Raw genomic sequence first — 19417 nt, 5'->3', positions numbered from 1 at the left:
AGGCCGTCGAGAGGTAGCGGCCGGGCGCTGTTGTTATTGAATTGCAAACTGAACGCTGCGGTAAGTGTAATAGTCTCCGCGCGAGGCGCTGCTTAACCTGCCGGTATTGTCCAGGAGAGCTTCCATGGGTCACGACCACGACCATCTGCCCAGCGAGATCCGCCACGAGAAGCCGCTGTGGTGGGCGCTGGGCCTGACCACCACCTTCCTGCTGGTGGAGGTGGCCGGCGCGTTCTGGACCAACAGCCTGGCCCTGCTGTCCGATGCCGCGCACATGGCCACCGACACCCTCGCGCTGATGATCGCGCTGGTCGCGGTCCGGCTCAGCCGACGCCCGCCCGATGCCAAGCGCACCTATGGCTATGCGCGGCTGGAGGCCATCGGCGCGATGATCAACGGCGGCATGCTGTTCGTGGTCGCTGGCTACATTCTCTGGGAGGCGGTGCAGCGTTTCCGCGCGCCGCAGGAGATCGCCTCCACCGGCATGCTGGTGATCGCGGTGTTCGGGCTGGTCATCAACCTGATTTCGATGCGCCTGCTGCGTGCTGGCAGCGGCGAGAGCCTCAACGTCAAGGGGGCGTACCTGGAAGTCTGGGCGGACATGCTGGGCTCGGTCGCAGTGATTCTCGGCGCGCTGCTCATCCGCTGGACCGGCTGGAAACCGATCGATCCGATCCTCGCCGTGCTGATCGGCCTGTGGGTGCTACCGCGCACCTGGGTGTTGATGCGCGAGGCGATCAACGTGCTGCTCGAGGGCGTGCCCAAGGGCATGGATGTCGCTGAGGTGCGCAGCACGCTGTGTACGCACGATGGGGTGGTGGATGTGCACGACCTGCACGTCTGGGCGCTGGCCTCCAGTACCCCGGCACTGACCGCGCATGTGGTGATGGGGGCCGGTGTGGATGCGGACCGTCTGCGCCGCGAGCTGGGCACCCGGCTGCACGAGCAGCACGGCATCGACCACGTGACCCTGCAGATCGAGACGGACCACTGCGGCGACCCTTGCAGCGTCGGCACCCCGCGTGACCCGCATGCCGATGACCATGCCGGGCATGACCACGCCACGCACGATCATGCCGGCCATGCACACGGCAGCCACGCACACGGCGGCGACGACAGCCGCCGCGCCGCACCGGACGCGCAGGGCCACCACGGGCATCCGCATCCCTGAGCGCCACGGGCGGCCCGACGGCGGACGGGCAGGGCAGGGTTGCCGCTACAATGCGGGTCTGCCTTGCCATCTGTCGGAGATACTGCAGTGACCCGGAAACTCGTACTGTTGCGCCACGGCCAGAGCCAGTGGAACCTGGACAACCGCTTCACCGGCTGGGTGGACGTGGAACTGACTGAACAGGGCCGCCGCGAGGCTGCCGCCGCCGGCCGCCTGATGCGTGAAGAAGGCCTGCAGTTCGATGTCGCGCACACCTCGGTGCTCAAGCGCGCCATCCACACCCTGCAGGGCGCCCTGGCCGAGCTGGACCAGGACTGGCTGCCGGTCAGCAAGAGCTGGCGCTTGAACGAGCGCCATTACGGCGGCCTGCAGGGCCTGGACAAGGCCGAGACCGCGGCCAAGCACGGCGAGGACCAGGTCAAGATCTGGCGCCGTTCCTATGACATCCCGCCGCCGGCGATGGACATCGAAGACCCGGGTCACCCGATCCATGACCGTCGTTATGCCGGCCTGGACCGCAACGCACTGCCGGGCACCGAATCGCTGGCCACCACGCTGGACCGCGTGCTGCCGTACTGGTTCGATTCCATCGCCCCGCAGCTGAAGGATGGCAAGACCGTACTGGTCACCGCCCACGGCAATTCGCTGCGCGCGCTGTACAAGTACCTCAACAACGTCTCGCAGGAAGCCATCCTGGAGCTCAACATCCCGACCGGCATCCCGCTGCTGTTCGAACTCAATGACGACCTGACCGTGCAGTCGTTCCGCTACCTGGGCGACCCGGAAGCGGCGCGCAAGGCCGCTGAGGCCGTGGCGAACCAGGGCAAGGCGAAATAACAACGAAAGGCCGGCGCAAGCCGGCCTTTTCTTTACCCCCGCGGGCAGGGCCACCCCATGGGGGGCTGCACGCAACGCCGGCTTCCTGCAGCCACCCATGGGGTGGCTGCCGCTGCGCGATGGTGTGACCTTTGGCCGGTCCGCCCCGGCCCCTCCCGCGCTACGCTGCCCGATTGCCCGTGATCCGGGTGATGCATCCATCTGTAGCCGGAGAGTCGAATGAAGTTTTCCAAGCTGGTCCCGCTGGGCCTGACCGCCGCCATCGCCGTGTCGCTGGCGTCCTGTGGCAAGACCGATACCGCGCCTGCCGCCACTGCCGATGCCAAGCCGGTATTCGATCAGTCGCAGATCAAGACCGCGCTGATCTCGCTCAACAATGCCGATCTGGACACCGCCATCGCCGCCTGTACCGACCTCAACGGGTTCGTGAACAGCAAGTGGCTCAAGGCCAACCCGGTCCCGAACGACCAGACCACCTGGGGCAGCTTCGAAATCCTGCGCGAGCGCTCGCTGGAAGTGCAGCACGCGCTGGTCCAGCAGGCCGCCGCCAGCCAGGCCAAGGCCGGCACGGTGGAAGCCAAGATCGGTGACATCTGGAAGACCGGTTCGGACGAGGCCAAGATCGAGGCCGCCGGCATCACCCCGTTGCAGCCGCAGCTGGACAAGATCGCCGCGCTGAACGACACCGCCGCCATCACCCAGTACCTGCGCGACAGCCAGGCGGTGGGCCAGGGCGTGCTGTTCTCGCTGTTCGCCAACGCCGATTACAAGGACTCGGCCAACGTCATCGCCTATGTCGGCCAGGGCGGCCTCGGCCTGCCGGAGAAGGGCTATTACTTCGACGATTCGCAGGCCAAGATCCGCGATGCGTACGTTGCCTACATCGCCCAGGTGCTGACCCTGTCCGGCGTCGATGCCGAGCAGGCCAAGACCCAGGCCAAGGCCGTGATGGACTTCGAGACGCGCCTGGCCAAGGCCTCGATGTCGCGCATCGAAATGCGTGACCCCGCCAAGCGCTACAACCCGGTCAGCGCCGCGGACGCGGACAAGCTCACTCCGAACTTCAGCTGGACCGCGCTGTTCGACACCCTGAAGGTGCCGGCCGCGCAGAAGTTCTCGATGGCCCAGCCGGGCTTCTTCGGGGAAGTGGACAAGATGCTGGCCGACGTGCCGGCGGCCACCTGGCAGGCCTACCTGCGCTTCCACACCATCGATGACGCTGCGCCGTACCTGAGCAGCGCCTTCGAAAAGGCCAACTTCGATTTCTACAGCACCACGCTGCGTGGTCAGAAGGAAATGCAGCCGCGCTGGAAGCGCGTGCTGGAGTCGGTCAACGGCGCCATCGGCGAAGGCCTGGGCCAGATGTATGTCGATGCCGTGTTCCCGGCCGACTCCAAGGTGCAGATGCAGCACCTGGTGGAGAACCTCTCGGTGGCGCTGAAGGCGCGCCTGGAGAAGCTGGAGTGGATGAGCGAAGACACCCGCAGGAAGGCACTGGAAAAGTGGGCCAGCTTCACCCCGAAGATCGGCTACCCGGACAAGTGGCGTGACTGGTCGGGCCTGGAAACCAACGGTGACAGCTACCTGGGCAACATGCAGGCCGCGCGCACGTTCAACTACCGCTTCATGCTCAACAAGATCGGCAAGCCGGTCGACAAGACCGAATGGGGCATGACCCCGCAGACCGTCAACGCCTACTACAACGCCACCAAGAACGAGATCGTGTTCCCGGCAGCGATCCTGCAGGCGCCGTTCTTCGACGCCAAGGCCGATCCGGCGCTGAACTACGGCGGTATCGGTGCGGTCATCGGCCACGAGATGATGCACGGCTACGACGACTCGGGCAGCCAGTTCGCCGCCAACGGCAACTTCGACAACTGGTGGACCGACAGCGACCGTGCCGCCTTCACCCAGCGCACCGACCAGTTGGTCGCACAGTTCGACGGCTATGAGTCGCTGCCGGGCGTGAACGTGAAGGGCAAGCTGACCCTGGGCGAGAACATCGGCGACCTGGGTGGCCTGACCGTGGCGTACGACGCGCTGCAGATGGCGCTGAAGGAAGACCCGAAGGCCAACGTCGAGGTCGACGGCTATTCGCAGGACCAGCGCTTCTTCATGAACTGGGCCACCGTGTGGCGCCGCAACTTCAATGAAGGCGAGCTGCGCGTACGCCTGAACACCGATCCGCACGCCCCGGCCAACTTCCGTGCCAACGGTGCGCCGTCGAACATGCCGGCGTACGCGCAGGCGTTCGAGTGCAAGGCCGGCGATGCGATGGTGCGGGCCGACGGCAAGCGCGTTGTGATCTGGTGATCGCACGCGGTTGAGTGACATGAAAAACCCGGCGAAAGCCGGGTTTTTCTTTTCTCGCACGCTCGCGCCAAACCCAGGCCGACACTACGTAGTGGCGGCCATCATCCGGGTGAACAGCCCGAACACTTCCGGGTCGATCAGGCCGCCCTGCTGGTCGGCAAGAATGCCCATCGCCTTGGCATGCGGCATCGGCCCGCGGTACGGGCGGGCGCTGGTCATCGCGTCGTAGCCATCGACGATGGTCAGCACGCGTGCACCCAGCGGGATCGCGCTGCCCTTGAGCCCATCCGGATACCCGCCGCCATCGAAGGCCTCGTGGTGTGCGCGGATCAGCCGCGCCACCTCGGCCGCGTCGCTGCGCCCGGTCGCGGCGAAGATGCGTTCACCGCGCTCGGGGTGGGTGCGCATGATCGCGCGCTGTTCGTCATCCAGCCGGGCCGGGTGCAGCAGCACATTGTCCGGAATGCCGATCTTGCCGATGTCGTGGAAGCGCGCAGCCAGGGCCAGGTGCGCGCGCTGCGCGTCATCCAGATCGCACAGGCGGCCGAGCTGCTCGCCGAGCAGGCCGACGCGGTCGCAATGGAATCGGGTGTACTGGTCGCGCATCTGCAGTGACATCGACAGGGCATCGATGGAACACGCCTGCGGATGGACAGCGTCGAACCGGGGGGAGTCGAACATGGGGGCGTCCGGTGGTGGGCGGCCGGAAGACCGCCATCCTGGCAGGACGGCATGCCGCCCGTGCCGGTGGAAAGATACCGCCTGGCGACCGGCGCCAGGCGTGAAATCAGCGCGGGGACAGGGTCAGTAGCAATGCCTTGGCGGCACTGAAGCGGTCTTCAGGCAGCGGCAACGGGTGCTTGATGCGCAGCTTGTCCGGCCCATCCATCGTATACAGCTTGGGCTGCTTCTGGATCAGCTGGATCACCGCCATCGGGTCGATCTCCGGCTTGGGATTGAACACGATGCGGCCACCGTTCTCGCCCAGTTCCAGCTTGCGGATACCCAGCACGTTGGCCTGCAGCTTGAGTTCGGCGATGGCGAAGAGGTGCTTGGCCGGGTCCGGCAGCAGGCCGAAGCGGTCGATCATTTCCACCTGCAGTTCGCGCAGCTCACCGCTGTCGCGCGCGCTGCTGATGCGCTTGTACAGGGTCAGTCGGGTGTGCACGTCGGGCAGGTAGTCGTCCGGGATCAACGCCGGCACATGCAGTTCGACCTCGGCACCGCGCGCTTCTTCGCCCGCATCCAGGTCCGGCAGTTTGCCCAGGCGGATGCTGCGCACCGCCCGTTCGAGCAGTTCGGTGTACAGGCTGAAACCGACCTCGGCCATCTGCCCGCTCTGGTCTTCGCCGAGCAGTTCGCCCGCACCGCGGATCTCCAGATCGTGGGTGGCCAGGGTAAAGCCAGCGCCAAGTTCGTCCATCGAGGCGATCGCCTCCAGGCGCTTTTCGGCATCGGGCGTCATCGCGCGCTTGTCCGGCACCACCAGGTAGGCATAGGCACGGTGGTGCGAACGCCCCACACGGCCGCGCAGCTGGTGCAGCTGGGCCAGGCCGAAGCGGTCGGCGCGGTTGATGATGATGGTGTTGGCGTTGGGGATGTCGATGCCCGATTCGATGATCGTGGTCGACAGCAGCACGTTGAAGCGCTGCTTCTGGAAGTCGAGCATCACCCGCTCCAGCTCGCGCTCGGGCATCTGCCCGTGCGCGATGCCGATGCGGGCCTCGGGCACCAGCTCGGCCAGCTCGCGCTGCATGCGGCCGATGCTCTCCACGTCGTTGTGCAGGAAGTACAGCTGGCCACCACGGGCCAGCTCGCGCTGGAACGCCTCGCGCAGCAGCGCGTTGTCCCAGGCGGTGATGAAGGTCTTGACCGCCAGGCGGTTCGGCGGCGGCGTGGCGATGATCGACAGATCGCGCAGCCCGGCCATGGCCATGTTGAGCGTGCGCGGGATCGGCGTGGCGGTCAGCGTGAGCAGGTGCACGTTGGCGCGCATCGCTTTGAGCGCTTCCTTCTGGCGCACACCGAAGCGCTGCTCTTCATCGACGATGACCAAGCCCAGATCCTTGAACTTCACGTCCGGCTGCAGCAGCCGGTGCGTACCGACGATCACATCGATGGTGCCGGCCGCGACCTTCTCCAGTTCGGCCTTGATCTCCTTGGTGGATTTGAAGCGCGACAGCACCTCCACCTTGAGCGGCCAATCGGCGAAACGATCGCGGAAGTTGCGGTAATGCTGTTCGGCCAGCAGCGTGGTCGGCACCAGCACGGCCACCTGCTTGCCTGCACTGGCCGCGGCGAACGCGGCGCGTACGGCGACTTCGGTCTTGCCGAAGCCGACGTCGCCGCAGACCACGCGGTCCATCGGCTGGCTGCTGGCCAGATCGCGCAGCGTCGCGTCGATCGCGGCGAGCTGGTCGGGCGTCTCCTCGAACGGGAAGCCGGCCGCGAACGGCTCGTACATCGCACGGTCCACGTGCAGCGCCAGGCCGGCACGGGCACGGCGACGCGCCTGGATTTCCAGCAGTTCGGCGGCGACGTCGCGGACCTTTTCGGCCGCCTTGCGCTTGGCCTTGGTCCACTGCTCGCCACCAAGCGAATGCAGCGGTGCGGTTTCCGGCGAGGCACCGGAATAGCGGCTGATCAGGTGCAGCTGGGCGACCGGCACGTACAGACGGTCGCCCTTGGCGTATTCGATTTCCAGGAACTCGCCGGGCATGCCGCCGGCATCGAGCACGATCAGGCCGCGGTAACGGCCGACACCGTGATCTTCGTGCACGATCGGCGAGCCTTCGCTCAGCTCGCCGAGGTCGCGGATGATCGCTTCGGGTTCGCGCCCGGCGCGGCGGCTGCGGCGCTGCTGGCCGGCCCGTTCCGGGAACAGCTGGCGCTCGGTGAGCACCGCGATCGGCGGGTTCTCCAGCGCGAAGCCGTCTTCCAGCGGCGCCACGGTGATGCCGAAGCGCACGCTGTCATCGGCCAGGAAGCCGGGCAGGTCGGCGACTACCGGCGGCTTCAGCTCCGCGGCGAGCAGTACTTCCAGCAGCGCTTCGCGGCGGCCGGCGGAATCGGCGGCGATCAGCACCCGGCCCGGGTAATGCCCGATGAAGGATTTGAGCGCTTCCCCGGCCGGCGCATCACGCGCGGCGACCGGCAGCGCAGGCAGCGGCTGGTCGCCCAGCGGCTGCGCATCGGCGATGCGGTCGTGATCCGGCGGCCAGACTTCCACGCGGGCCAGCCCGTTGAGCGTGGCGCGCAGCTGTTCGGGGCTGGCGTACAGCTCTTCCGGGGCCAGCAGCGGGCGCTCCACATCATGGCGGCGCTGTTCGTAGCGGTTCTGGGTCTGCGCCCAGAAGGCGGCAGCGGCCTCGAACACGTTGGGCGCGAGCACCGGCAGCACGTTGGGCTGCAGGTAATCGAGCAGGGTCGCGGTCTGGTCGAAGAACAGCGGCAGGTAATACTCGATGCCGGCAGGTGCGATGCCGGCCTTGAGATCCTGGTACAGCGCGCTGCGGCGGGTATCCACGTCGAAGCGTTCGCGCAGCGTAGCGAGCACCCGCGAGACGCTGAGATCGTCCAGCGGCACTTCGCGGCCGGGCAGCATGTGCACGGCCTCGACCTTGTCCAGCGAACGCTGCGATTCCGGATCGAAGGCGCGGATCGAATCGATGTCTTCGTCCAGCAGTTCCACCCGCAGCGGCGCATCGGCACCCATCGGATAGACATCCAGCAGGCCGCCACGCACGGCGAAATCACCCGGGTCCATCACCTGCGGCACGTTGCGGTAGCCGGCCGATTCCAGGCGGCGCTTTTCCGCATCCAGATCCAGCCGCTGCCCAACCGTCAGGTCGAAGCTGCCGCCGATGACGTACTTGAGCGGGGCCAACTGCTGCAGCAGCGTCTGCACCGGCACCACGACGATGCCGCGCTTGAGCGCGGGCAGCGCGTGCAGCGCCGCCAGGCGCTGGGAAATGATGTCCGGATGCGGGCTGAAGGCGTCGTAGGGCAGGGTTTCCCAGTCCGGGAAGGCCACGATCGGCACATCGCCGGCACTGCCCAGCAGGGTGTGCAGGTCGGCTTCGATCTGGTTCGCGCCATGGTTGTCGCGCGCGACCACCAGCAACGGCCCGTCGTGCGACTGTGCCGCGCGGGCGATGTACCACGCCAGCGCTGTCGCCGAAGCGGGAGCGCGCCACCAGGCGCGGAGCTGTCCAGGACGTGGCAGCGGCGGAGCGGGATAGGAGGTGCGTGACATGAACCGTCGATTTTAGCAGACCGCAACGTGGCGGCCGCGTCATCCAGCGGCGGCAAGCGCAGGGACGATCCGTTGCCGGCCGTGCTGATAGTGCCGGGAGTGCGGTAGTGCCGGCCGCTGGCCGGCTCCAGGCGATGCATGATGTCCGCGAGCCGGCCAGCGGCCGGCTCTACGGATCAGGATCAGGGCGCGGACACGCGCCCCCGTTTCAGCTGTCCAGTTCCAGCACCATGCGCACCAGGCCCGGGGTGCCGTTCGGGTGCGGGATCGGCTGGAAGCCCAGCGAGGCGGCCAGCTGCTTCATCGGCTCGTTCTCTTCGGCGACATCGCCGTACAGACGATCCAGGTACTTGCCGCGCGCCCATTTGACCAGTTTGCGCATCAGCTGGCGGCCCAGGCCCTGGCCGACCAGGAAGCGGCTGACCAGGATCGCGTACTCGGCTTCGCGGGTGCCGGGAATGATCGAGGCGCGCGCAACCGCACCCACCACGGCTTCACCGGCGGGCAGGGACTCGGCCGCGACCAGGGTGATTTCGCTCTTGGGATTCGGGTGGGTCAGGCGCTGCGTCGTTTCCGGCGACAGTTCGGTCACCGACTGCAGGAAACGGTCGCGGATCTCTTCCGGACCGAACAGACTGAACGCGGCATGCAGCGGCGGGCCGTCTTCGGGCCGGATGGGGCGGATCAGCAGCTCGTGGCCACTGGGTGCCTTGAAAATCTCGTGCCAGGGCGGCATGCGGTTACGGGTAGCCATACCGGTGATTCCTTGGTGGTCTTCGGATTCTCGCATCCCGGGGGCAGCGTTCCGTGAACGGATCACTCACGCCGTGTCGGCCGGGAGGCGCCGGCCAGGCCGGGGTGCCGGCCTGGGATTCAGGGGGTCATTCGGCCTGCTTGAGCCACTGCAGGCGGGTCGAGGCGCCGGCCTCGCCCAGGTGCTGCTTGAGCGCCGGCATCGCCGGGGCCAGCACCTGGTCGAACTGCCACGGCGGGTTGAGCAGCAGCATGCCGCTGCCGTTGAGCCGCAGCGGGGAGTCGTCCGGGCGGATCAGCAGCTCGGCGGTCAGCACCGATTTCACCGGCAGGGCGCAGGCCTTGCGCAGGAAATGCAGGATGGTCCGGCGCTGCTTGATCGGGAACCAGATCGCGAAGCTGGCCTGCGGCCAGCGCCCCAGGATCTCGGTCACCGAGGCCAGGATGGCCTGGTACTCGGCGTCCTGCCCTTCGTAAGGCGGGTCGATCAGGACCAGCCCGCGGCCGATCTTCACACCGTTGGCCTTGGGCGGCAGCAGTTTCTTATTCTGGGCATAGCCATCGGCGTGGTACACGCCGACCCGGCTGTCATGGGCGAACAGTGCCTTCAGCGCCGCGGCCTCGGCGTCCTGCACTTCGCAGACGGCCATGCGGTCCTGCTCGCGCAGGGTCTGGGCGGTCAACAGGGGCGAGCCGGGATAGCTGATCATCGCCCCGACCGGGTTGTCGGCCTGGACCGCCTTGAGGTAGCGCTCGACCACGGCCGGCAGCTGGGGCTGGGCCATCAGGCGCATCACGCCGTCTTCGGCCTCCAGCGTCTTGCGGCTTTCCTCGCTGGCCAGCAGGTAGCGGCCAGCGCCGCCGTGGGTGTCCAGCACGAAGAACGGGCTGTCCTTGCGCTTGAAGGTGTCGAGCAGGGCAAGCTGCACGATGTGCTTGAGCACATCGGCATGGTTGCCGGCATGGAAGGCGTGGCGGTAATTCATCGGCGCAGTGTACGGGGCGGCGGGCCCAGCGGCTATGCTGCGCGCATGAGCCACCCCCTGCACAACGTCCTGGTGGTCGAGGACGAAACCGCCATCGCCGACACCGTCCTGTATGCGCTGCGCAGCGAAGGCTACGGCGCCGAGCACTGCCTGCTCGGCGGGCAGGCGCTGGCCCGCCTGCGCCAGCACGCCTTCGACGTGGTGGTGCTGGATGTCGGCCTGCCGGACATGAGTGGCTTCGAGGTCTGCCGCACCCTGCGTACCTTCAGCGAGGTGCCGGTGATCTTCCTGACCGCCCGCAACGACGAGTTCGATCGCGTGCTCGGCCTGGAACTGGGTGCGGATGACTACATGGCCAAGCCCTTCTCGCCACGCGAGCTGGTGGCACGGGTGCGCGCGCGCCTGCGCCGTGCCGCGGCCCCCGCCGAGACGTCGGGCTGGCAGCAGCACGGCCGCTTTGCGATCGACCGCGAGGGCAGCCGGATCCGGTTCGGCGACCAGCCGCTGGACCTGACCCGCTACGAATACGCGCTGATGGCCGCCCTGCTGCAGCGACCCGGCGCGATCCTCAGCCGCGCCCAGTTGATGGACCGTGGCTGGGACAGCGACGCCGACAGTGCCGACCGGACCGTCGATACCCACGTCAAGACCCTGCGCGCCAAGCTGCGTGCCGCCGGTGCCGAGACCGACCCGATCCGCACCCACCGTGGCCTGGGCTACGCACTGGAGGTGTAGGCATGCGGCTGGGCCTGAAACTGTTCCTGGGCTTCTTCCTGATCGTGGGCATCGCCGCGTTCTTCGTGATGCGCATCTTCGTCAACGAAGTGAAGCCGGGCGTGCGCCAGGCGATGGAATCGACCCTGGTCGATGCGGCCAACGTGCTGGCGGAAATGGCGGCGGCCGATCTCAAGGCCGGGCACATCCGCGACGGCCGCTTCGTCGCCGACCTGGCGCGTGCGCAGCGACGCGACCCCAAGGCGATGGTGTGGCGCTTTCCCAAGCGCACGCTGGATTACCAGGTCACCATCACCGATGCCAAGGGCATCGTGGTGTATGACTCGACCGGCCGCGATGTCGGCCGCGACAACTCGCGCTGGAACGATGTCTATCGCACCCTGCGCGGCGAGTACGGTGCGCGGTCCAGCCCGGAAACCCCCGGCGACGATACCCACTCGGTGATGCACGTGGCCGCGCCGATCTTCGATCCCGCCGATGGCCGCCGCTTGATCGGCGTACTCAGCCTGGCCCAGCCCAACCGCAGCATCGATCCCTTCATCGCGGCCAGCCAGCGCGCCATCATCAAGCGTGGTGCGTGGTTGATCGGCTTGTCAGCGCTGATCGGCCTGCTGATGACCGCGTGGCTGATGCACGGGGTGAACCGGCTCAACCGCTATGCCAAGGCCGTCAGCGCCGGGGAACCGGTCCCGCCGCCGAAGCCGCGCCGCGATGAGATCGGCGATCTGGGCCAGGCCCTGGAAACCATGCGCCGCAAGCTGGAAGGCAAGGCCTACGTCGAGCAGTACGTGCAGTCGTTGACGCATGAGATGAAGAGCCCGCTGGCGGCCATCCGCGGCGCGGCCGAGCTGCTGCAGGAGCCGCTGCCGGATGCCGACCGCGCGCATTTCGCCCGCAGCATCGAAAGCCAGGCACAGCGCCTCACCGAAACCATCGACAAGCTGCTGGCGCTGGCCGAGGTCGAGCAGTACGGCTGGCTGCAGAAGCATGAGCGCCTTGCGTTGGCGCCCTTGCTGCAGGCCGCGGCCGATGCGGTGGCGTTGCGTGCGCAGGCGGCCGGCGTAGCGATCCGGGTGGAAGCCGGGGCCGAAAGCATCCAGGGCGATGGCTATCTGCTGCGCCAGGCACTGAACAATCTGCTGGAGAACGCGGTGGCCTTCTCACCGGCCGGCACGGTCATCGCGCTCGGTGCGCACGCAGAAGGCGATGGCATCGCCCTGACCGTGGCCGACCACGGCAGTGGCGTGCCGGACTATGCGCTCGACCGCGTGTTCGAGCGCTTCTATTCGCTGGCGCGCCCGGGCACCGGCCAGCGCAGCTCCGGCCTCGGCCTGTCCTTCGTGCAGGAAGTGGCGCGCCTGCACGGCGGGCGCATCAGCCTGCGCAACCGCGAGCAGGGCGGCGCGCAGGCGGTGCTGTGGCTGCCGTCGCGGCTGCCCTCGGTACCGCCGCGGCGCTGACCGCGCCACTTCACACAGACTTCAACGTCGGCACAAACCCCGCACACCGGCGCGCGGGAAGCTGGCCCCCTCCCAACCGAGGACGGGTCATGAAATCCCTGAAGATGCTGTTGCGGTTCGCCATCGTGGGCGGTCTGATCCTGTTGCTGCTGATTCCGCTGAGCCTGATCAAGGGCGTGATCCGCGAGCGCGAGGCCTACCGCGACGAGGCTTACCAGCGCGTGGCGCAGAGCCGTGCCGGCGCGCAGATCCTGACCGGCCCGATCCGGGTGGTGCCGTGGACCGAAACCCGCGAGGTCGAGGTGGTGGACGCGGCAGGCACCAAGAAAAAGGAGAAACAGGTCGAGCAGGGGCAGTGGCTGCAGATGCCGGCCACGCTCAAGGTGGACGGCGTGATGCAGCCGGACGAGCGCCGCGTCGGCCTGTTCCGCGTGCCGGTCTACAGCTGGAAGGCGACGATCAGCGCCGAGTTCGCCGATGACGACTATCCCGTGAAGGCAGGCCGCGTGTATGGCGCCCCGTTCCTGACCGTGGGCATCGCCGACGTGCGCGGTCTGGTCGGCTCGCCGAACCTGCGTGTGGATGGCTCGGCCTTGGCGCTGCTGCCCGACGCTGGCGGCGTCAGTGGCATCGGCACTGGCCTGCACGTGGGCCTGCCGGGCCTTGAGGATGAGCGCGGTGGCGTGCTCAAGGGCAGCAAGGTCGAGCTGGAGCTGGTGCTGGATGGCACGCGCTCGCTGTCGGTGGTGCCGGTGGGCGATGACAGCCGCATCGCGCTGCGCTCGCCGTGGCCGCATCCGCTGTTCGGTGGCAGCTTCCTGCCCAACGAGCGCAAGGTGGATGCACAGGGCTTCGATGCACAGTGGGCGGTGTCCTCGCTGGCGTCGCGCGCCCAGCACCAGCTGCGCAACCGCCCGGACATCGATGCCGAGGCCGTGAGCGTGGAGCTGGTCAATCCGGTCGACGTGTATACCCAGGCTGATCGTGCCAGCAAGTACGGCATCCTCTTCATCCTGCTCACCTTCGTCGGCTTCATCCTGTTCGAGCTGATCAAGCAGCTGCGCATCCACCCGCTGCAGTACCTGATGGTGGGCCTGGCGCTGGCGATCTTCTTCCTGCTGCTGCTCAGCCTCTCCGAGCACATCGCGTTCTGGCAGGCCTACGCGCTCTCGGCCCTGGCATGCATCGGCATCCAGACCGTGTATCTGTCCGGCGTACTGAAGAGCTGGCAACGCGGCCTGGGGTTTGCGGTGATGCTCAGCGCCCTGTACGGCGCGCTGTATGGCCTGCTGATCTCGGAGAACAACGCGCTGCTGATGGGCTCGCTGCTGTTGTTCGGCGTGCTGGCCGCGGTGATGTGGGTGACCCGTCGGGTGGATTGGTACGAACTCGGCGCACGCCTGAGCTGAGCAACGATGATGAGCCTGCATCGCTGTCTGCACGAACGTATGCGCCGGGCGCTCCCCGCGCGGCTGGAGGTGGCCTCGCTCCTGGAGGGGGAGGCTTCGGGCTGGCCCTCACCGTTGATGGCGCTGCCCGGCGTGCAGGGAGCGCCGGGGCTGGTGCGCTTCGGCCTGGCGCCGGCCACCTGCGCGGCCATCGCCGCACACGGGCTTGGCTTCCTGGAACAGGCACGGCAGGCGCGTGGGCGCCTGCCGATCCCGCACTGGTGTGGCGCGTACCGGCCGTGGCGCGAAGGTGCGCAGGCCCTGCGCGAGATCGGCATCCGCGGGCTGCCGGGTGACTGGCCGGTGCATGCGCCGGTTTACGCCAGCGCCTCGGTGGACCGCAGCCGCTGGCTGCTGGTGCTGCCCACCCGCAGCCAGCTCTGGTACGGCTGGATGGAATGACCATGACTCTTGGCCCGGGGGCACCGGGCCGGTGCTCGATAGACTCGGGGATTGTTCGTGGTCTGGCCGAGAGGCGGGGGTAATCGTGTTCAAGTGGGGCATGTTGAGCGTGGCATTGGCACTGAGCGGCGTCGCCGGTGCACAGACGAAGGAAACGGTGGACCTGGACATGGTCAGCCGCATCCGCCAGGAAGCCTTCCACCGGTCGCAGGTGATGGCGACCTTCAGCCATCTGACCGAGCAGATCGGTCCGCGCCTGACCAATTCCCCGGCCATGGGCGAGGCCAACACCTGGACCCGCAGCAAGTTCAACGAGTGGGGCCTGGTCAATGTGCATGACGAGGCCTTCGATGCATTCGGCCGCGGCTGGGAGTTCAGCAACGCCAGCGTGGAGCTGCTGAGCCCGCGCGTGGCGCCGCTGTATGCGCTGCCGAAGGCCTGGACCCCGGGCACCAACGGCCCCGTGGAAGGCGAGGTGATCAAGGTCGAGATCAAGAAGCTGGCCGACCTGGATCAGTACAAGGGCAAGCTCGCCGGCAAGATCCTGCTGCTCAACGATGCACGCGATTACGAGCGGGCCACCACGTCCGATTCGCACCGCCACGACGACGCCGGCCTGGCCGAGCTGCAGGTCTTCGCGGTGCCCAAGGACGTCGCCGATGCCAAGGCCGACCGTGCCAAGAAGGCCAAGGAATACCTTGAAAAGCAGGAGCTGACCCGCGCCACCAATGCGTTCTTCGCCGAGCAGGGCGTGCTGGCCACGATCAGCATCAGCGGCTGGGACAACGGGATCATCCGTGTCGGTGGCGGCGGCTCGCGCAAGGCTGGTGAACCGGTCGGCGTGCCCGAGCTGGCGATGATGGCCGAGCACTACAACCAGCTGGTGCGCGCGGTGGACCACAAGCAGGCGGTCAAGCTGCGCGTGAATGTCGAGGCCCGCTTCACCGACGAGCAGGACAAGCCCGGCTACAACACGCTGGCCGAAATCCGCGGCAGCGGCAAGGCGGACGAGATCGTCATGCTGGGCGCGCACATGGATTCCTGGCACACCGGCACCGGCGCAGCCGACAATGCCGCCGGCGTGGCGGTGATGATGGAAGCCATGCGCATCCTCAAGGCGGTGGGCGCCAAGCCCAAGCGCACCATCCGCGTGGCGCTGTGGAGTGGCGAGGAGCAGGGCCTGATCGGCTCGCAGGATTACGTGTCCAGGCACTTCGCGCGCTACCCCGAACCGACCGACCCGGCGCAGCTCAAGCTGCCGGCCTCGATGCGTGAGCCGACCGGTGCCCTGCAGCGCCAGCGCGATTACGACAAGTTCTCGGCGTACTTCAACATGGATAACGGCTCGGGCCGCTTCCGCGGCATCTACGCGCAGGAGAACCTGGCCGCGGTGCCGATCTTCGAAGCGTGGCTGGCCCCGTTCCATGACGTGGGCGCGACCACCGTGGCGACCCGCAATACCGGCAGCACCGACCACATCGCATTTGACCGCGTGGGCCTGCCCGGATTCCAGTTCATCCAGGACCGGCTGGACTACTTCACCAACGTCCACCACAGCAACCTGGACACCTGGGACCACGCCGAGCCGGAAGACCTGAAGCAGGCCGCCGCGATCGTGGCCTCGTTCGTCTACAACGCGGCGATGCGCGATGAAAAGCTGCCGCGCAAGCCGTTGCTGACCCCCTGAGGGCCAACGCGTGGACCGCCTGGAACGGGCGGTCCACGCCATCCCGGGCGAGGAGTGCCCGGTTTGCGGCCGGGGCGGGGTAAAATTGCCGGGATTCCGTTTCCCGCCCTGAGCCCCCCATGACCTGCCGCACCCGTTTTGCCCCCAGTCCCACCGGCTACCTGCACATCGGTGGCGCCCGCACTGCGCTGTATTGCTGGCTGGAGGCCCGTCACCGTGGCGGCGAATTCGTGCTGCGCATCGAAGACACTGACCGCGAGCGCAGCACCCAGGGCGCGATCGACGCGATCCTGGAGGCGATGGAATGGCTGGGCCTGGGCTACGACGAAGGTCCGATCTACCAGACCCAGCGCGTGGCCCGTTACCAGGAAGTGGCCGAGCAGCTGGTCGCGCAGGGCAAGGCGTATTACGCCTACGAGACCAAGGAAGAACTGGACGCGATGCGCGAGGCCGCCATGGCCAAGCAGGAAAAGCCGCGTTACAACGGCGCCGCGCGCGATCTGGGCCTGCCGTACAAGGACGACCCGAACCGCGTGATCCGCTTCAAGAATCCGCTCGAGGGCACGGTGGTGTTCGACGACCTGATCAAGGGCCGTATCGAGATCGCCAACAGCGAACTGGACGACATGGTGATCTTCCGTCCGGACGGGTTCCCCACCTACAACTTCGCGGTGGTGGTGGATGATTGGGACATGCGCATCAGCGAGGTCATCCGCGGCGACGACCACATCAACAACACCCCCCGCCAGATCAATCTGTACGAGGGCATTGGTGCGCCCGTGCCGAAGTTCGGCCATATGCCGATGATCCTGGACGAGCAGGGCGCCAAGCTGTCCAAGCGCACCGGCGCGGCCGATGTGATGCAGTACAAGGACGCCGGCTACCTGCCCGACGCGCTGCTGAGCTATCTGGCCCGGCTGGGCTGGTCGCACGGTGACCAGGAGCTGTTCAGCCGCCAGGAGCTGATCGATCTGTTCGACGTGACCAACTGCAACTCCAAGGCCGCGCGCCTGGACATGGCCAAGCTGGGCTGGGTCAACCAGCACTTCCTGAAGACCGAAACGCCGGAGAGCATTGCCCCGCACCTGGTCTACCAGCTGAACAAGCTGGGCCTGGACCTGAACGCCGGTCCCGCGCCGGCGGACGTGGTGGTGGCGCTGCGCGACCGCGTGCAGACGCTGAAGGAAATGGCCGAGAAGGCGGTGGTCTGGTACCAGCCGCTGACCGAGTACGACGAAGCGGCGGTGGCCAAGCACTTCAAGCCGGGTGCGGAACTGGCGCTGGGCAAGGCCCGCGAGCTGTTGGGCGCGGCCGGCGAGTGGACGGTGGAGAGCGTTTCGGCGGCATTGCACGACGTCGCCACGGCGCTGGAGATCGGCATGGGCAAGGTGGCGCAGCCGCTGCGCGTGGCCATCACCGGCACCCAGGTCAGCCCCGACATTTCGCAGACGGTGTTCCTGGCCGGGCGTGAAGAGGCCTTGAAACGCATCGAGGTCGCACTCACTAAAGTACCGACGGCCTGACCACAGGAGACCGCGCATGTCCGCCAAGACCGCTTGTACCGCTCCGCACCATCACGTTCACGACGCCTCCGACTTCGTGAAGGTGGTCGAACGTGTGTGCTCGGAACGCGGGCTGCGGCTGACGCCGATCCGCGCGAACGTGCTGCGCCTGATCGCCGAGGCCGGGAAACCCGTCAAGGCGTATGAGTTGCTGGAGTGGGTGCGCAATGGCAAGGGCGTCGGTGCCGACGCCCCGCCGACGGTGTACCGCGCGCTGGATTTCCTGATGGCCAATGGCTTCGTGCACAAGCTGGAATCGGTGAATGCGTTCGTGGCCTGCCACCATCCCAGCAGTGCCCAGCATTCAGTGCCGTTCCTGATCTGCAACAGCTGCCACAGCGCGGTGGAGCTGGAGGACAAGGAAATTGTCAGTCAGCTGGAAAAGCGGGCCAAGGAGCTCGGGTTCCAGCCGCAGGCGCAGACGCTGGAAGTGCATGGCCTGTGCGCGCGGTGTGCGGGGTAAGGCAGGTACCGACCGTGGGGTGCTGCATCCGCCGGTAGGTACCGACCGTTGGTCGGTACGCTGTTGATGTTGAAACGCCGCGCATCTGCGCGGCGTTTTCATTTCTGCACGAGAGCGGATGTAACGCAGCCTGGGGCGAGGAAAGGCTGCAAGCGCATCACCGCTTCGCACCGGCCGGCTCATGCACTTCCGCGGCGGTATCCACCTTGACGATCACCGACATGCCGGGGCGCAGGCGCGGGGCCAGCGGTTGGTCGGGGTCGATGGCGATGCGGATCGGCAGGCGCTGGACCACCTTGGTGAAGTTGCCGCTGGCGTTGTCCGGACGCAGGACGCTGAACTCCGAGCCCGTCGCCGGGGCGATCTGTTCGATGTGGCCATGCAGTTTCTGACCGTCGAAGGCATCCACGGAGAAGGTGGCCGGTTGGCCGATGCGCATCTTCCAGGTCTGGCCTTCCTTGAAATTGGCGACCACCCACAAGGCATCGGGCACCAGGAACAGCAGCTGCGAGCCGGCGGTGACATATTGGCCCAGGCGCACCGAGGCTTCGCTGACCTGGCCGTCGCGCGGCGCCTGGATCACCGTGTTGGCGAGATCGATCTTCGCCAGTTCCAGCTGGGCCTGGGCCGTCTCGACGCGGGCTTCCAGGCCTTTGCGGGCAACCTGGGTGGAGGTCAGGGTTTCCTCGGCGATGCGGATCTGGGCCTGCGACTGCAGCACGCTGGCCTGCGCCGATTGCGTGGTGGTGCGGAACTTGTCACGGTCGTTGAGGGCGACCAGTTGCTGGTCGGCGAGTTCTTCGTAGCGCTTGAGTTCGGTACGCGAGCGCGAGAGCTCGGCCTGGCCGGCAGACAGGTTGGCCTGCGCGGCCTGGATCTGCGCGCGGTTCTGCGCCTGCGACTGATCGGAGTTGGCCAGTGCTGCCTTGGCGCTGTCCAGATCGGCTTCGGCCTGGACGACTTTCTCGCGGTAGATGCGGTCGTCGATGCGCAGCAGCGGTTCGCCTTGTTTGACGTGCTGGAAGTCCTTCACCAGCACCTCGGTGACGTAGCCGCTGACCTGTGGTGCCAGCACGGTGATCTGGCCACGCACATAGGCATTGTCGGTGGTCACCCGCGAGGTTTCGAACGGCCACAGCGACCACGCGCGCAGGATCAGTGCGATGCCGATCAGCGCGATCACGATCATGATGATGACACTCCGCAGGCTCGGCTTGAGGTACTTGGGCACGCCGGAGGGCGCGGCCGCCGGTGGCGGCGCGGGAGCGGGCGCGGCGTCGGTCGGTGGCGGCGGATTGACGTTTTCCGGGGCGTTATCGTCGTGCGGAGGTTGGGTCGACATGGG

The 19417-nt window shown here is 67.2% G+C and carries 15 protein-coding genes; 10 read left to right on the top strand and 5 right to left on the bottom strand.

Features of this window, described 5'->3' with window-relative positions:
* Positions 1-124: 124 nt before the first annotated feature.
* The 3 genes from HMPREF3113_RS13540 to HMPREF3113_RS13530 all read left to right on the top strand — a co-directional run bounded on the left by HMPREF3113_RS13540 (position 125) and on the right by HMPREF3113_RS13530 (position 4321).
* Positions 125-1171, top strand: a complete 1047-nt coding sequence (locus HMPREF3113_RS13540) for a cation diffusion facilitator family transporter (RefSeq protein ID WP_070473352.1) — start codon at positions 125-127, stop codon at positions 1169-1171.
* Between the two features lie 87 nt (positions 1172-1258).
* Positions 1259-2008 (top strand): 2,3-diphosphoglycerate-dependent phosphoglycerate mutase, encoded by a 750-nt coding sequence (gpmA, locus tag HMPREF3113_RS13535; RefSeq protein ID WP_070426899.1) that lies wholly within the window; start codon positions 1259-1261, stop codon positions 2006-2008.
* 219 nt (positions 2009-2227) lie between these two features.
* On the top strand, positions 2228-4321 hold the full coding sequence (locus HMPREF3113_RS13530) for a M13 family metallopeptidase (protein ID WP_070473350.1): 2094 nt from the start codon (positions 2228-2230) through the stop codon (positions 4319-4321).
* 84 nt (positions 4322-4405) lie between these two features.
* Here HMPREF3113_RS13530 and HMPREF3113_RS13525 read toward each other — a convergent pair whose 3' ends face one another.
* The 4 genes from HMPREF3113_RS13525 to rlmJ form a co-directional block, all read right to left on the bottom strand.
* On the bottom strand, positions 4406-5002 hold the full coding sequence (locus HMPREF3113_RS13525; protein WP_070426900.1) for an HD-GYP domain-containing protein: 597 nt from the start codon (positions 5000-5002) through the stop codon (positions 4406-4408).
* Between the two features lie 106 nt (positions 5003-5108).
* A complete protein-coding gene (gene mfd / locus HMPREF3113_RS13520; RefSeq protein WP_070473348.1) occupies positions 5109-8576 on the bottom strand; it encodes a transcription-repair coupling factor in 3468 nt (1155 codons plus the stop codon).
* A 208-nt stretch (positions 8577-8784) separates the two neighbouring features.
* A complete protein-coding gene (locus tag HMPREF3113_RS13515; RefSeq protein WP_019184458.1) occupies positions 8785-9330 on the bottom strand; it encodes a GNAT family N-acetyltransferase in 546 nt (181 codons plus the stop codon).
* A 127-nt stretch (positions 9331-9457) separates the two neighbouring features.
* Positions 9458-10315, bottom strand: coding sequence for a 23S rRNA (adenine(2030)-N(6))-methyltransferase RlmJ (rlmJ, locus tag HMPREF3113_RS13510; protein WP_019184457.1), 858 nt, complete (start codon positions 10313-10315; stop codon positions 9458-9460).
* A 45-nt stretch (positions 10316-10360) separates the two neighbouring features.
* On the opposite strand from rlmJ, the gene creB reads away from it, so the two are divergent.
* The 7 genes from creB to HMPREF3113_RS13475 all read left to right on the top strand — a co-directional run bounded on the left by creB (position 10361) and on the right by HMPREF3113_RS13475 (position 18072).
* Positions 10361-11050 (top strand): two-component system response regulator CreB, encoded by a 690-nt coding sequence (gene creB, locus HMPREF3113_RS13505; protein WP_070473347.1) that lies wholly within the window; start codon positions 10361-10363, stop codon positions 11048-11050.
* Between the two features lie 2 nt (positions 11051-11052).
* Complete coding sequence (gene creC, locus HMPREF3113_RS13500; RefSeq protein WP_070473346.1) at positions 11053-12510, top strand: two-component system sensor histidine kinase CreC; 1458 nt, start codon at positions 11053-11055, stop codon at positions 12508-12510.
* 89 nt (positions 12511-12599) lie between these two features.
* Positions 12600-13919 carry a cell envelope integrity protein CreD gene (creD, locus tag HMPREF3113_RS13495; RefSeq protein WP_019184454.1) on the top strand — a complete coding sequence of 440 codons (1320 nt, stop codon included), beginning with the start codon at positions 12600-12602 and terminating at the stop codon, positions 13917-13919.
* A 39-nt stretch (positions 13920-13958) separates the two neighbouring features.
* On the top strand, positions 13959-14360 hold the full coding sequence (locus HMPREF3113_RS13490; RefSeq protein WP_254665299.1) for a hypothetical protein: 402 nt from the start codon (positions 13959-13961) through the stop codon (positions 14358-14360).
* 100 nt (positions 14361-14460) lie between these two features.
* Positions 14461-16047 (top strand): M28 family metallopeptidase, encoded by a 1587-nt coding sequence (locus HMPREF3113_RS13485; protein ID WP_070473520.1) that lies wholly within the window; start codon positions 14461-14463, stop codon positions 16045-16047.
* Positions 16048-16166: 119 nt separating this feature from the next.
* Positions 16167-17570 (top strand): glutamate--tRNA ligase, encoded by a 1404-nt coding sequence (gene gltX, locus HMPREF3113_RS13480; protein ID WP_070473343.1) that lies wholly within the window; start codon positions 16167-16169, stop codon positions 17568-17570.
* A gap of 16 nt (positions 17571-17586) precedes the next feature.
* Positions 17587-18072 carry a Fur family transcriptional regulator gene (locus HMPREF3113_RS13475; RefSeq protein WP_019184450.1) on the top strand — a complete coding sequence of 162 codons (486 nt, stop codon included), beginning with the start codon at positions 17587-17589 and terminating at the stop codon, positions 18070-18072.
* A 157-nt stretch (positions 18073-18229) separates the two neighbouring features.
* Here HMPREF3113_RS13475 and HMPREF3113_RS13470 read toward each other — a convergent pair whose 3' ends face one another.
* Positions 18230-19414 (bottom strand): HlyD family secretion protein, encoded by a 1185-nt coding sequence (locus HMPREF3113_RS13470; RefSeq protein ID WP_070473342.1) that lies wholly within the window; start codon positions 19412-19414, stop codon positions 18230-18232.
* Between the last annotated feature and the right edge of the window lie 3 nt (positions 19415-19417).

It is taken from the genome of Stenotrophomonas sp. HMSC10F06 (assembly GCF_001807865.1).
GTDB lineage: Bacteria > Pseudomonadota > Gammaproteobacteria > Xanthomonadales > Xanthomonadaceae > Stenotrophomonas > Stenotrophomonas bentonitica_A.
The sequence above is the reverse complement of the archived record's forward strand: the minus strand, read 5'-3'. Positions and strand labels throughout refer to the sequence as shown.

Excerpts from the sequence above, each read along its gene's own strand:
- HMPREF3113_RS13540 (WP_070473352.1), top strand. The coding sequence starts at position 125 with ATGGGTCACGACCACGACCATCTGCCCAGCGAGATCCGCCACGAGAAG.
- HMPREF3113_RS13530 (WP_070473350.1), top strand. The coding sequence starts at position 2,228 with ATGAAGTTTTCCAAGCTGGTCCCGCTGGGCCTGACCGCCGCCATCGCC.
- HMPREF3113_RS13525 (WP_070426900.1), bottom strand. The coding sequence starts at position 5,002 with ATGTTCGACTCCCCCCGGTTCGACGCTGTCCATCCGCAGGCGTGTTCC.
- mfd (WP_070473348.1), bottom strand. The coding sequence starts at position 8,576 with ATGTCACGCACCTCCTATCCCGCTCCGCCGCTGCCACGTCCTGGACAG.
- HMPREF3113_RS13515 (WP_019184458.1), bottom strand. The coding sequence starts at position 9,330 with ATGGCTACCCGTAACCGCATGCCGCCCTGGCACGAGATTTTCAAGGCA.
- rlmJ (WP_019184457.1), bottom strand. The coding sequence starts at position 10,315 with ATGAATTACCGCCACGCCTTCCATGCCGGCAACCATGCCGATGTGCTC.
- creB (WP_070473347.1), top strand. The coding sequence starts at position 10,361 with ATGAGCCACCCCCTGCACAACGTCCTGGTGGTCGAGGACGAAACCGCC.
- creC (WP_070473346.1), top strand. The coding sequence starts at position 11,053 with ATGCGGCTGGGCCTGAAACTGTTCCTGGGCTTCTTCCTGATCGTGGGC.
- creD (WP_019184454.1), top strand. The coding sequence starts at position 12,600 with ATGAAATCCCTGAAGATGCTGTTGCGGTTCGCCATCGTGGGCGGTCTG.
- HMPREF3113_RS13490 (WP_254665299.1), top strand. The coding sequence starts at position 13,959 with ATGCGCCGGGCGCTCCCCGCGCGGCTGGAGGTGGCCTCGCTCCTGGAG.
- HMPREF3113_RS13485 (WP_070473520.1), top strand. The coding sequence starts at position 14,461 with ATGTTGAGCGTGGCATTGGCACTGAGCGGCGTCGCCGGTGCACAGACG.
- gltX (WP_070473343.1), top strand. The coding sequence starts at position 16,167 with ATGACCTGCCGCACCCGTTTTGCCCCCAGTCCCACCGGCTACCTGCAC.
- HMPREF3113_RS13475 (WP_019184450.1), top strand. The coding sequence starts at position 17,587 with ATGTCCGCCAAGACCGCTTGTACCGCTCCGCACCATCACGTTCACGAC.
- HMPREF3113_RS13470 (WP_070473342.1), bottom strand. The coding sequence starts at position 19,414 with ATGTCGACCCAACCTCCGCACGACGATAACGCCCCGGAAAACGTCAAT.